The 13,153-nt window shown below is 44.7% G+C and carries 13 protein-coding genes and 1 pseudogene; 7 read left to right on the forward strand and 7 right to left on the reverse strand.

Annotated features, from left to right (window positions below):
- From JEU20_RS10330 to JEU20_RS10350, 5 genes and pseudogenes are all read right to left on the reverse strand, one after another.
- Nucleotides 1-242 (reverse strand): annotated as a pseudogene (locus tag JEU20_RS10330) (methyl-accepting chemotaxis protein); the annotation flags it as partial.
- Nucleotides 243-827 (reverse strand): HAMP domain-containing protein, encoded by a 585-nt coding sequence (locus JEU20_RS10335; RefSeq protein WP_198245578.1) that lies wholly within the window; start codon nucleotides 825-827, stop codon nucleotides 243-245.
- Nucleotides 820-1,284, reverse strand: coding sequence for a cytochrome c3 family protein (locus JEU20_RS10340; RefSeq protein WP_198245580.1), 465 nt, complete (start codon nucleotides 1,282-1,284; stop codon nucleotides 820-822). Before JEU20_RS10340 ends, JEU20_RS10335 begins: the two co-directional genes overlap by 8 nt.
- Before the next feature lie 40 nt (nucleotides 1,285-1,324).
- A complete protein-coding gene (locus JEU20_RS10345; protein WP_198245586.1) occupies nucleotides 1,325-2,575 on the reverse strand; it encodes a hypothetical protein in 1,251 nt (416 codons plus the stop codon).
- Between the two features lie 498 nt (nucleotides 2,576-3,073).
- Nucleotides 3,074-3,820, reverse strand: coding sequence for a flagellar regulator YcgR PilZN domain-containing protein (locus JEU20_RS10350; protein ID WP_198245588.1), 747 nt, complete (start codon nucleotides 3,818-3,820; stop codon nucleotides 3,074-3,076).
- A 77-nt stretch (nucleotides 3,821-3,897) separates the two neighbouring features.
- Here JEU20_RS10350 and JEU20_RS10355 point away from each other — a divergent pair, with 77 nt between their 5' ends.
- From JEU20_RS10355 to rimO, 4 genes are read left to right on the forward strand one after another with little or no spacing between them, the layout of a single operon-like run.
- Nucleotides 3,898-4,218, forward strand: coding sequence for a DMT family transporter (locus JEU20_RS10355; RefSeq protein ID WP_198245590.1), 321 nt, complete (start codon nucleotides 3,898-3,900; stop codon nucleotides 4,216-4,218).
- A 5-nt stretch (nucleotides 4,219-4,223) separates the two neighbouring features.
- Complete coding sequence (gene tusB / locus JEU20_RS10360; protein WP_198245592.1) at nucleotides 4,224-4,517, forward strand: sulfurtransferase complex subunit TusB; 294 nt, start codon at nucleotides 4,224-4,226, stop codon at nucleotides 4,515-4,517.
- Nucleotides 4,508-4,840 carry a TusE/DsrC/DsvC family sulfur relay protein gene (locus JEU20_RS10365; protein WP_198245594.1) on the forward strand — a complete coding sequence of 111 codons (333 nt, stop codon included), beginning with the start codon at nucleotides 4,508-4,510 and terminating at the stop codon, nucleotides 4,838-4,840. Before tusB ends, JEU20_RS10365 begins: the two co-directional genes overlap by 10 nt.
- Nucleotides 4,841-4,869: 29 nt before the next feature.
- Nucleotides 4,870-6,183, forward strand: a complete 1,314-nt coding sequence (gene rimO / locus JEU20_RS10370) for a 30S ribosomal protein S12 methylthiotransferase RimO (protein ID WP_198245596.1) — start codon at nucleotides 4,870-4,872, stop codon at nucleotides 6,181-6,183.
- Nucleotides 6,184-6,236: 53 nt separating this feature from the next.
- On the opposite strand, the gene JEU20_RS10375 is transcribed toward rimO, so the two are convergent.
- Both JEU20_RS10375 and yccX read right to left on the reverse strand, forming a co-directional pair.
- Nucleotides 6,237-6,446 (reverse strand): cold-shock protein, encoded by a 210-nt coding sequence (locus JEU20_RS10375; protein ID WP_198245598.1) that lies wholly within the window; start codon nucleotides 6,444-6,446, stop codon nucleotides 6,237-6,239.
- Nucleotides 6,447-6,780: 334 nt separating this feature from the next.
- Nucleotides 6,781-7,065 carry an acylphosphatase gene (yccX, locus tag JEU20_RS10380; RefSeq protein WP_245395183.1) on the reverse strand — a complete coding sequence of 95 codons (285 nt, stop codon included), beginning with the start codon at nucleotides 7,063-7,065 and terminating at the stop codon, nucleotides 6,781-6,783.
- Between the two features lie 138 nt (nucleotides 7,066-7,203).
- Between yccX and secA the strand changes: the two genes are divergently transcribed.
- From secA to trmL, 3 genes are all read left to right on the forward strand, one after another.
- Complete coding sequence (secA, locus tag JEU20_RS10385) at nucleotides 7,204-9,966, forward strand: preprotein translocase subunit SecA (RefSeq protein WP_198245600.1); 2,763 nt, start codon at nucleotides 7,204-7,206, stop codon at nucleotides 9,964-9,966.
- A gap of 209 nt (nucleotides 9,967-10,175) precedes the next feature.
- A complete protein-coding gene (locus tag JEU20_RS10390; protein WP_198245602.1) occupies nucleotides 10,176-12,677 on the forward strand; it encodes a glycogen/starch/alpha-glucan phosphorylase in 2,502 nt (833 codons plus the stop codon).
- Nucleotides 12,677-13,147, forward strand: a complete 471-nt coding sequence (gene trmL, locus JEU20_RS10395; RefSeq protein ID WP_198245604.1) for a tRNA (uridine(34)/cytosine(34)/5-carboxymethylaminomethyluridine(34)-2'-O)-methyltransferase TrmL — start codon at nucleotides 12,677-12,679, stop codon at nucleotides 13,145-13,147. Before JEU20_RS10390 ends, trmL begins: the two co-directional genes overlap by 1 nt.
- The last annotated feature ends 6 nt before the right edge of the window (nucleotides 13,148-13,153 follow it).

Below are 13,153 nucleotides of genomic sequence, written 5' to 3' on the forward strand. Positions count from 1 at the left end.
CCGCCAGGGTCATGACTGGCCGAGACATCGGTTAAAAACTGCTGTACCTGAACCACATCAAACGCCATCTCTTCGGATAAAATGGCAAACGGCAAGATAGTTTTATCCATCGTTTTAACGCTATTGTCGATGTGGTTAAATTGATACAGTACAATAGCTGTGACGATGGTAAAAAGTGCGATAATAACCGCATAGCCCAGATGAATTTGGGCTTTAAAGCTAAGAGGTTGTTTAACTGACATTTAAGACTCCTGGTTATTTTGTTGTAATTGCTTTAATAGTTGTTTAATCGATGCCAGTGAGGACTGTATTTCGCTCTCATCTAAACGTTGTGTTTCAATTTTTTCAATGCTCTCCAGGGCAGACTGTAACAATTGTTGTTGCTGGCTGCGTTGTTGGTTGAGTTGCTGAACCATGTTTTGAATGGCTTGGGCAACTTCGCCGAGTTCATCATTTTTTCTAAGCTGCAAAGGCTCGCTGAAGTCTCCTTGGCCCACTTTTTCAAATATCCGGCAAAAGCGGTACAACGGCCCCGCTATTTTATGTGATCGATAAAGCACTACAGTGGCAACAACTATCAGGCCAACCAGTAAAGCCACAAAATTGGCCAGTAAAATGGCCAACCCTAAACGATGCCATGATTCAACCAGGATGATATGGGCAGATTGGTTTTGCGACTCATAAACAGCTGTCAACAAAAAATAAAGCAAGGTTGCCGATAACACACTGGCTAACACAATGGCGCTCATTCCCCATAAAATAAATTTACGCTGGAAGGCTGGCTGAATAAAAAGTTTTTTTCGCTTAAAGGATTGTGAGTTATTCATGATTGTGTTTTTCCTCCGGGTCATGACAAACCAGACATAATTCGCCATTGGCATTATTTCGTCGTAATAAATAGGTTTTTGTCAGACGTTCGCTGTTGACTAAACGGTCAATAAAACTGACACTGGCCCAGGGCCGGTTACTGTGCTGTCGGCCATGCGCTTTATGACAGGTCAGGCACGTTATTTTGCCGCTGGCAGATAAAGGCAAGTCTGGCGGAACGGTAAAGTCAACAGCAATATCAACGCTGTGAGATGAAGCATTGTCGCTGTGACAGTCGGTGCACATACTGATAGGATCCTGCCTGAACGTCATTGGATGACGGTTTGTGGGTTCTGTGCGGTTGAGTGGACCGGCATGGCAGTGCTGACAGAATTCATTGTTCACAGCCGGGTCATGAAGACGGTGTGGATTGGAAATGTCAGCCCGCAATACCATCTGCGGGGTAATTACTGCCATGCCACAAGATAAGGATAGAATTATTTTAAGTTTCATGGGTTTAAAAAGAGCCAACTAATTGCATAATCGCAGTTTTTGTTTGAAAACCAGGCTCGGCTGTTGTGTGGGAAAAGGTATCGGTATATTCCATTTTCAAGGTTAAATAATCATTCATGTGATACCCCATGCCGACACTAATAGCCGGAATAAAGCCAATCTGATAGTTATTACCATCTATATTGGTATAACGGTAATTCGGGCGCCATTCCTGATAGCGGCCATAAAGATATAAATCTTCATGTAGCCAGTCCTGCAGATTATGAAACAGCGTGACATGGAACGCCGATTCGTTTAATACCGGATTTCCATCGCGGCGATTGGCATTGGAATCGTGCCGGACAAATTCACTGACTAAACGAAGGTTGTGGTAATTAAATGAAAAATCAGCGGCAAACAATTCATCGGTGATATGTTCAGACTGATCCATATCTCTTAAATAAGACAGCCCAAAGTCGACTAAAGGTAATGTATCTCGCGTATGAAGCTGATAAGGGTTATTGAGTGCATAGCCTAATCGGCCACCGACGGCAAGACCGCTGCTGTAAATTGAATTGATAGCGTAAACAGCATAAGTGAGTTGACGCCATTTACCATAGGTACGAATACCCGGTGAATTAAACCCACCGTTGGCCGGGTTAACACCAGATTGTTGAATCCGGGTGGTGGTCATAGGAGGCGTCACCGTCAATCGGTCGGTTACCGCAAAAAACTGATAATCAGAGCCAAAAGGTAAGTCAAATTGACCGACTTGAATGTGGAATCCCGGCTCCTGAAAAATACGCCCCCTTACCGGAATGGACTCATCGTATAAATGAAAGTCGATAAAAGCTGCGCCTAATTGCACACTGGGGGTGGTGCCGTAAGGAAACCAGTCTAAGGCCACGCTGGCGGCAAAATCGCCTTTATGAATGATTCTGTCTAAATCCAACTCAACCACGCCAATATGGAAAACCTGATTAGAACCATTTTTGGTTTGGGCGGTGGTATCGAAAAAGCCACTAATTTCAGGGCCTTGATCTTCTTCCATTACACCGGTGTTGGTATTTGTGGCCTTTTCTGGAAAAAAGAAAGCCGCTAACGGGTAATCCGTTGTTGGATTATTCGTTGATGACTTTTGTGAGACGTTCGCTTGAAGATTGCTCTGGTCAGACAGTAATTGCTGAATCAATTGTTTTTGCTCCCGAGTCAGTTTCTCAAGCTCTTGGATGCGCTGATTCATTTTACGTAATTCATTGGTTTTGCTTTGCAGCATGCTTGCAACCATTTTGCGAACTTGTTCGGGCGTTATAGCTGTCTCAGCAAAACTCCAAGAACTAGAGATAAAAAAGCAAATGATTATTTTTAGTATTGTATTTCGCATAATAACTATAGTTTGTTAAAAGTATATGTACGCTTTTACGGATACATTTTCTGTTTTCTTCATCTACTACGAGCTAAATAAGAACAGATAACTTTTTAAAAACAGATGGTTATAGCTTATATTTTGCCTTATTCCTGTCGCTTAAAGCGTACATTAGATTTGAGTATAGGCGCTGTGTTGAAAAAGTATAGGCGCTGTGTTGAAAAAGTATGGATTAATTGAATATTCAGATATTGCTGAGCAACTCAGCGTAGCGTTAGTCTTTTAGCGTGTGTTATTTGCCTAAAAAGAGCGGGCAGGAGGGGTGAAAAGGTGTCTGTAGCGGCTTTTTTTAACAGCAGGCGACAGGGATTTTAGGAGGCTGTCGGGATATGGAAGGATGATAGCTTTCTAGTGACGAATATTAGCCAGCTCTCGCTCAATGTCTTGCATATAGCGCTGGATAGCTGACTCATAGCCTGTACGAATGTTGTCAAAGTGGCAGCCGATGCGTTGACTAAACTCTGCTTTTTTGTCTTCTAGGATACAGGTATGGCAGAGGGTGATATGGATATTCTCCAGCAATGTGCCTTGCAGATAGAGTTGGCAGCTTTCCAGTTTTTTGTGGCGAACAAGGTGTTTGGCAAGGTTTTTGTTTTCATTGATAAACGCGCAACCGCTGATGCCGAGGTCATGGAGTTTAAAGCTAAAAACCTGGTTTTCTGTTTCCCCGTCATCTTGCTTTATCAAGAGCGGAATGGAAATAAAACTGTCGTGAAAATGTGGGACTTTTACACGATAACTCCGACGTCGTTCCCGCCAGAAAATAGATTCGGGCAAGGTCAGGGCGAAAACAGTCTGCCCTTTTAATTTTGAACGGACAATTTTTAAGCCGCTGAAAGCCACTTTTACGCCATTAAGTTCGGTGCGAAATTCAAATTTGTCTGCGGTTAGCAAACTTTTGTTTAAATATTCAGCCGGGCCATAATCGAGGTAAACGCGTTTATTATCCGCATCAATGTCGAGAATTGTGGTAATGAAGGATTCATCTTTGTCGCCAAAATGGGCCGATAATAAACAATTATGCGTCGTTAATAGCTTTAGTTTACTGACGATTTGCTTAGGGTTTTTAATGTAGTATTCAGCTTCAGCGCTCATCTAGGTAATAATTTTTATTCAGACAGTGTTGATCAATATTGTAGAATAGCATTTTTTTAGCCAGTTGGAAGTGCTTAATGGGATGGTTGTTTTTGTTTGTCGCAGGTTGTGCCGAGATTGTTTTTGCACTGAGTCTTAAGTACAACGAAGGGTTCACTAAGTTATGGCCAAGCCTTGTGACTATGGTCGCGGGTGGCAGTAGTTTTTATTTGTTGATGTTGGCCATCAAAACCTTGCCTATTGGCACCGCCTATGCCGTTTGGACTGGGATGGGCGCGGTTGGGGTGGCGATTCTGGGTATTTTTCTATTCAAAGAATCGACCGATCTGATTCGTTTGGCTTCCATCGTGATGATTGTCGTTGGAATCGTAGGTCTAAAATTGACTCATACCGAATAAGCCTAATGTTGCATTTAATCATGCAGACTCAGTTTGAGTCGGCCATTTTAGAACGAATTGCGAGTGGTGATGGTATTGTACTGATGCATGCTAATGTATGGATGGCGTGTCAGCAGAATCAATGGCAGGAAAAAATTCAGAACTTGCAGCAGCAACTCTGTAACGTTTATGTGTTAAGTGATGATTTAAGTCTTTTTGGTGTGTCTAAAGATAAACTTCTAACCGGTGTTGAAATTATCGATAGGCAGCAATGGGTTGCCTTGACCACACAGCACGCGGTGATTAAAACATGGCATTAAAGCTAGGTGATAGAGTGCTGGAAACCACCGACCAGGGGTTTCTATGTCATCAGGATGATTGGGATGAAAAGGTTGCCTGTGCCATAGCCGAGGCGGATGGGGTGATGTTGACCGAGGCGCATTGGGAAATCATCCTTTTTATGCGGCGATATTACAAAGATTATAAACATTTGCCTAATGCCCGTATGTTTGTTCGTGCGATACGCAATGCCTTGGGCGAAGAAAAAGGCAACAGTCGCTATTTGCAGCGATTATTTCCCGATGGTCCGTTAAAATATGCCTGTAAGTTCGGCGGACTGCCTAAGCCGCCAACCTGCTTGTAATCCCCCTTTTAATATGAAAGAGTTAAATCATGAGTAAACATCCAAGCGTCGGTTTTATCAGTCTGGGCTGTCCAAAAGCCTTGGTGGATAGCGAGCAAATCCTGACGCGTTTAAGAGCGGAAGGCTATCAGGTATCACCAAATTATCAGGCATCTGATCTTGTGATCGTCAATACCTGCGGCTTTATTGATGCTGCGGTCGAAGAATCCTTAGATAGTATCGGCGAAGCTTTGGCAGAAAATGGCAAAGTGATTGTGACAGGTTGTCTGGGTGCGCGGCAGGACGAAATTCTGGCGCGGCATCCGCAAGTTTTGAAAATCACCGGTGCACACGCTACCGATGAGGTGGTAGAGGCAGTGCATGAGCATTTACCACCGGCACATAATCCTTTTACCGACTTGATTCCGCCGCAAGGTATTAAGCTGACACCTAAGCATTACGCCTACCTGAAGATTTCAGAGGGCTGTAATCATCGATGTAGTTTCTGCATTATCCCATCGATGCGCGGTGATTTAGTCAGTCGGCCTCTGGATGATGTGATGATGGAAGCGGAGAGATTGGCGGAGGCTGGCGTTAAAGAATTGTTGGTGGTGTCTCAGGATACCAGCGCCTATGGCCTGGACTTGAAATATCAATCGGCAATCTGGCGCGAAAAATCATATCGGACGCGGTTTTATGATCTGGCCGAAGCCTTGGGCGAATTGGGCATCTGGATCAGGATGCATTATGTGTATCCTTATCCACATGTGGATGAGGTGATTCCGTTGATGGCTGAGGGAAAAATCTTACCGTATTTGGATATTCCATTTCAGCATGCCAATGCCCGTATTCTGAAATTGATGAAACGGCCAGCGGCGACCGAAAATAATCTTGAGAGAATTCAAAAATGGCGTGATATTTGTCCAGACATAACGCTGCGCAGTACGTTTATCGTCGGTTTTCCTGGCGAAACAGAACAGGAATTTGAGCAGTTATTACAGTTTTTGGACGAAGCACAGCTAGACCGGGTCGGTTGTTTTGCCTATTCTCCGGTTAAAGGCGCTACGGCCAATGAATTGCCGGATGCGATCCCTGAAGACGTTAAACAAGAACGATTAGAGCGCTTTATGGCGCATCAGGCTAACATCAGTCATGCGCGGTTACGGCAGAAAATTGGCCGTATCGAAACGGTCTTGATTGATGAAGTGGTTGAAGAGGGGGCTGTTGCACGCAGTAAGGCGGATGCGCCTGAAATTGACGGTCAAGTCTTTATTGATGGTGCAAACCATTTACAGGTTGGCGATTGGGTAACGGTGGAAATTGAAGATGCTGACGAATATGATCAGTGGGCAAGGTTGGTGTAACAGGAGGGAGTAATGGTGGCAGTCAACCGAAGTTGACTGCCGGTACTGTATTCTTACAGTGCAGTGACGTTTTCTGCCTGTGGTCCTTTTTGGCCCATGGTGACTTCCATGGTAACGCGCTGGCCTTCGGCCAATGTTTTACGGCCTTGACCATTGATGGCGCTGAAATGTACGAATACATCTTTTGAGCCTTCTTGTTCAATGAAACCGAAACCTTTTTCATCGTTAAACCATTTTACGGTGCCTTCAACTAAATCTGACATAATTCTCTCTTGCTATAAATAAGTGCCGGCTTTCGCTGGCGGTGTACATAAAGTTCAATACGGCGGGGTAGGAAGGAAAAGATGAGTATGGAAAATACTCAGGTATAACGCAACTTACCGTGCAATATCGCCATCCATTATACAGAGACCGTTGTATCTGTCACTTAAAAAGAAAGATTTTACGCGTTAATGCTGAAAAAAAAGCTGTGCAGTTATTTTTTCTGTTAAAAAAGTCTTACGATACAATCTATTAGGTATAGGGTATGCGTTAGCAGATTTGGATTTGTTTTTGCAATCAGTGCCGAAAAAGGCCGTATTTGGAAGCTATTTGGCATTAGCGGATACTGAAATCAGAAAAGGATGAGCAGTCCGGGCAGGGTAGAACCTCGACCGCGCTGACTTTTGCGAGTAACGGGCCTTTATGACACCACGCGATAAGTTGTTGAAGTGCAGACTCTGAACCACAAGCTACAATTTCGACATTACCATCTGGCAGATTTTTGGCATAACCGGTAATGGCATGTTTTAGTGCTTGTTTTTGGGTAAAGGCTCTAAAGTAAACACCTTGAACCCGACCTGAGACAATGATTTTTAGGCAATGTTGAATTTTTTCTGGCATTTTTGACCCGGGTTGTCAATTCAGATTTAGAACGATACAGACTTCTAGCGAGAAGTATATCTGGAAACGATACCTTAATACAGGCTATAATCACCGCATTTTTTGAACCTCGTTCGTAAATATTTACCGGAAAAAAGCATGCTGAAAAAGCTGGTCAAAGTTGTTGTTGGAAGCCGAAATGATAGGCTGATTAAGAAGAAACAGAAAATCGTCAAAAAGATTAATGCCCTTGAGCCTGAATTTCAAGCATTATCCGATGATGCCTTGAAAGCGAAAACAGAAGAATTTAAAGCACGCTTGCAGCAAGGTGAAACACTGGACGATATTTTGCCTGAAGCATTTGCCGCCGTCAGAGAGGCGTCAGTCAGAGTCTTTGGTATGCGTCATTTCGATGTGCAGCTTATTGGCGGTATGGTGTTGCATGACGGCAAAATTGCCGAGATGAAAACCGGGGAAGGTAAAACCCTGATGGCAACGCTGGCGGCTTATTTGAATGCCTTGACCGGACGCGGTGTGCATGTGGTGACGGTAAACGATTATTTGGCACAGCGTGATGCCGAATGGATGGGGAAACTGTATGGCTTTTTAGGTTTGACGACCGGCGTTATCATCAGCGACCTGGGACATGCCGAAAGGCAAGCCGCCTATGCAGCCGATATTACCTATGGTACCAATAACGAATTCGGTTTCGATTATCTGCGTGATAATATGGCTTTCAGCCTCGATCAAAAAGTACAGCGTGAACTCTATTTTGCGATTGTCGATGAGGTAGACTCGATTTTGATTGATGAGGCCAGAACGCCGTTGATTATTTCAGGGCCTACAGAAGAAAGCACCGAGATTTATCTAAAAACCAATGCCATCATTCCACACTTGACCGAGCAGAAAAAAGCCGACAATCCTGAAGACCAGGACAAAATGCCGGGTGATTATTTGGTCGATGAAAAATCCAAACAAGTGCATTTGACCGAAGCCGGCCATGAAAAAGTCGAGAAATTGATGGTCGAACATGGCTTGATGGAAGAAGGCGGCAGTTTATATGACACGGCCAATATTCGCTTGATGCATTATCTGAATGCGTCATTACGGGCACATGTTTTGTTTCAGCGCGATGTCGATTATGTGGTAGTGAATGATCAGGTGATGATTGTCGATGAGTTTACCGGCCGCCTGATGAGCGGGCGACGTTGGTCGGAAGGCTTGCATCAGGCAATTGAAGCGAAAGAAGGGGTGACCATCCAGAACGAAAACCAAACCTTAGCCTCCATTACTTTCCAGAATTATTTCCGGCTGTATGAAAAATTATCCGGGATGACCGGTACCGCTGATACCGAAGCCTTTGAATTGAATAATATTTATGGGCTGGAAGTTGTTGTGATTCCAACCCACCGCCCGATGATTCGTGATGATAAAGGTGATGTCGTCTATTTGACTGCGAAGGAAAAATACAATGCCATCGTCGCCGATATTGAAGATTGTGTTAAGCGCGGACAACCGGTGTTAGTCGGCACGACCTCAATTGAAAATTCCGAACTGTTGTCAGGGCTATTGACCAAAAAAGGCATTAAGCATGAGGTACTGAATGCCAAGCAGCACGAGCGGGAAGCGCATATTATCGAAATGGCCGGTATGCCTGGGGCTGTGACCATCGCCACCAATATGGCAGGGCGCGGTACCGATATCGTACTCGGTGGCAATCTGGATGCCGAATTGAAAGCCTTGGGCGAAGATGCTAGTGAGGCCGAAAAAGAGAAGGTAAAAGCGGCTTGGGAAGAGCGCCATCAAAAAGTGCTGGACAGCGGAGGCTTGCATGTCATCGGCTCAGAGCGACATGAATCGCGCCGTATTGATAATCAGTTGCGCGGTCGTTCCGGACGTCAGGGCGATCCTGGCTCCACTCGGTTCTATTTGTCGCTGGAAGACGATCTGATGCGAATTTTTGCCTCGGATCGGGTAGCCGCCTTGATGAAACGTTTAGGCATGGAAGAAGGTGAGGCGATCGAACACCCTTGGGTAACGCGTTCGATTGAGAATGCCCAGCGTAAGGTAGAAGGGCGTAACTTCGACATGCGTAAAGAAGTTCTGGCCTATGACGATGTCGCTAATGACCAACGTAAAGTGATTTATGCCCGCCGCAATGAACTGATGGCGGCTGAAGATATCAGCGACATGATTAGCGAGATTCGTGCAGATGTTGTGAATAGTGTTATTACGCAGTATATTCCGCCAAAAACCATGGAAGAGCAATGGGATATTGCAGGACTTGAAGCGCATCTGCGCGATGAGTTCTTGCTTGATTTGCCGATTCAGAAAATGCTGGATGAAGATCATTCCTTGGATGAAGAGGGGCTGCGTAAGTTGATCATCGACGAAATGGAGCGAGTCAGCAAGGAAAAAGAACAGAAAGTGGGTGCCGATGTGTTCCGGCACTTTGAAAAATCGGTTATGTTGCAAGTTCTGGATAATAGTTGGAAGGAGCATTTAGCGGCGATGGATCAGCTGCGGCAAGGGATTCATTTTCGCGGCTATGCGCAGAAAGATCCAAAACAGGAATATAAACGGGAATCCTTTGAAATGTTCGCCAGCCTGTTGGATCATATTAAATATGAAGTTATCAGCATCTTAGCTAAGGTTCAGGTTAATCAGGAAGAAGATGTTGAGGCTATTGATGAGCAACGCCAGACAACGACGGAGTTGCATTATGAGCATGCCGAAGCTAATCCCGTGCTTGAGCCAGAAGAGCAGGCGACTGCAGCATTTGCACCTGAACCTGCCAATGAGCAAGAGCAGACACCGGAACAACAGCCTTTTGTTCGTGATGGACGCAAGGTTGGCCGTAATGAACCATGCCCGTGTGGTTCCGGTAAAAAATATAAACAGTGCCACGGTAAATTAAAGTAATCGGCAACGACTCAGCGTAATATACATTAATATCAGTCACTTACTCCAGAAGACGCCGTGAATACATCCTTGTAGGCTTGAATGTGACATCCATGTCACAAACACTTCTTCCGCAAGCAACTGATATTAAATGCTTTTTTTATTACGCTGAGTCGTTGCAATAATCGTAGCCCTGTTCTTTTAGGACATTAAACTTCAAGGTATTCATCATGCCCAATAACCGGTTTAAAAAAAGTCACCCTAAACCCGCTATTACCAAAATAGCGAAACTGGGAATGGATAAAAAGAGCTTTCAGCAAGACTTCAAACATTATTATCTGCATCGGCTGGGGCGGGATGAAAATTGTCGTTCGCCTTATTATGCCTATACCGCATCGGCACTCAGTCTGAGCGATCGCTTGATTGAGCGCTGGAAGTCAACCTACAACACCTATCGTAAAAACGATTGCAAGAAAGCGTATTATTTATCGATGGAATTTTTAATTGGCCGTTCGATGAGTAATGCGATGTTAAACCTTGGCGTTGAAGATCCGCTCCGCAAAGCATTGTATGAACTGGGGCTGGATATTGAGGAACTGGAAGATGCCGAGCCCGATGCTGGTTTAGGTAATGGCGGTTTAGGGCGTTTGGCAGCCTGTTTCATCGATAGCTGTGCTACGCTGGAGTTGCCCGTTGTCGGCTATGGTTTGCGCTATGAATATGGCATGTTCAAACAGCTTATTGAAAATGGCTATCAAGTGGAAGAGCCGGATCATTGGCTGAAAAATGGTAATGTCTGGGAGCTGGAGCGGCCAGAATATACCCAGCGGATAAAATTCTGGGGTCATACCGAAAACTATGTCGATGAGCAGGGTACAACACGCACGCGCTGGGTCAATTCGCATGATATTCTGGCGGTTCCATTCGATATGCCAGTTCCAGGCTTTAAGAATGGCACGGTCAACACGTTGCGGTTATGGAAAGCAACAGCTACCGAAGAATTTGATCTGGATGAATTTAATGCCGGCGAATATGCAGAAGCTGTAGCGAAAAAGAACAATGCCGAAAATATAACGATGGTGTTGTATCCGAACGATGCGAATGAAAATGGAAAAGCCTTGCGCTTGCAACAGCAATATTTATTAGCATCGGCTAGTTTGCAGGATGTCATTGCAAATTGGATTGGTCGGCATGGTACCGACTTTTCTCGGTTTGCAGAAAAAAATTGTTTTCAATTGAATGACACTCACCCGAGTATTTCCGTTGCCGAATTGATGCGGTTGTTAATTGATGAGCATCAATTGGAGTGGGATGAAGCGTGGGAAATTACCACCCAAACTATGGCTTATACAAACCATACATTGCTACCGGAGGCACTGGAGAAATGGTCGGTTGGGCTAATGCAGCATATGTTGCCACGCTTGATGGAAATTATTTTCGAAATCAATGCGCGTTTTATGGCTCAGGTTTCGGCGAAGTGGCCAGGTGATTTTGACCGTATGCGTCGCATGTCGATTATTGAAGAAGGGCATGATAAGCAAGTGCGTATGGCTTTTCTAGCCATCGTCGGCAGCTTTTCTGTGAATGGTGTGGCTGAACTGCATTCAAAGTTATTGAAAGAAGGTCTGTTTAAAGATTTTTATGAGTTGTGGCCAGAAAAGTTCAATAACAAAACCAATGGCGTGACGCCGCGGCGTTGGTTGGCAGGATGTAATCCTGAATTGGCGGCATTGATCAGTAAACATATCGGAGATAAGTGGCTCACCGATTTATCGCAGTTAGATAAACTCAAATCCTATACCGAGGATGCCAAATTTCGTAAGCAATGGCGGGAAATCAAACAGGCTAATAAACAGCGTTTAGCCGAATATGCTCTGCACGAGCAAGGTGTGAAATTAAACACGGATGCTTTGTTTGATATTCAGGTGAAAAGAATACACGAATACAAACGGCAGCTGCTGAATGTGTTGCATGTCATTCATTTGTATAACCGAATCAAAAGCGGCGATACACAAAACTGGGTCAATCGCTGTGTGTTGATTGGCGGGAAAGCGGCACCGGGTTATGCCATGGCTAAAAAAACCATTAAGCTGATCAATAATGTTGCCGATGTCATTAACAATGACCCCGAAGTCGGAGACAAGTTAAAGCTGGTATTCATGAGTAATTATCGTGTTTCGGCGATGGAAAAGATCTGTCCGGCTGCCGATTTATCAGAACAGATTTCAACGGCGGGTAAAGAGGCCTCCGGTACCGGAAATATGAAATTTATGATGAATGGTGCTTTGACCATCGGGACGCTTGATGGTGCGAATATTGAAATCCGGGAAGAAGTCGGAGATGAAAATTTCTTCCTGTTTGGGTTGACTGAAGAAGAAGTCGAAGCCTTGCGTGGCCATTATAATCCGCAAACCTATATCGAACAGGATGAAGATTTGCAGGCGGTCATGCAGTTGCTCGAATGCGGCCACTTTAATCAGTTTGAGCCGGGGATTTTTGATGACATCATTTCGGCGGTTAAAAGCCCGGCCGATCCATGGATGACGATTGCAGATTTTCGTAGTTTTGTCGATGCCCAACGCAGAGTTGAACAGGCGTTTCTGAAACAAGAAGACTGGACCAGAATGAGTATTTTAAATACGGCCAGTAGTGGTAAATTCTCAACCGACCGTACTATTAGTGAATATAACGATGAAATCTGGAAGCTGGACGCGGTAAACGTCTCTTCCTGATGATCAATATTGTTTTGTATCAACCGGAAATTCCGGCCAATACCGGTAATATTATACGGCTGTGTGCCAATACCGGCGCACAGTTACATTTGATACACCCTTTAGGCTTTGTGCTGGATGACAAACGCTTGCGACGGGCAGGGCTAGATTATCATGAATGGGTCAATATTCATCAATATGCATCACTGGATGATTATCTTGAAAAAGCGTCACCAAAGCGTCTGTTTGCCCTAAGCACAAAAGGGCGGACGGTCTATAGTCACGTCGAATTCGAAAGCGGTGATGCCTTTATTTTTGGCCCCGAAACCCGAGGGCTGCCCGAAAGTTTTCTGGCGCATCTTGAATCAGACCGAACACTATACTTGCCCATGAAAGCGCAAAGCCGCAGTCTTAATCTTTCCAATACCGTCGGTATCGTCCTTTATGAAGCCTGGCGGCAGATGGGCTTTGATGGTGCGATATTGAAATAGATAAAA

Source organism: methane-oxidizing endosymbiont of Gigantopelta aegis, from assembly GCF_016097405.1.
Taxonomy (GTDB): domain Bacteria; phylum Pseudomonadota; class Gammaproteobacteria; order Methylococcales; family Methylomonadaceae; genus Methylomarinum.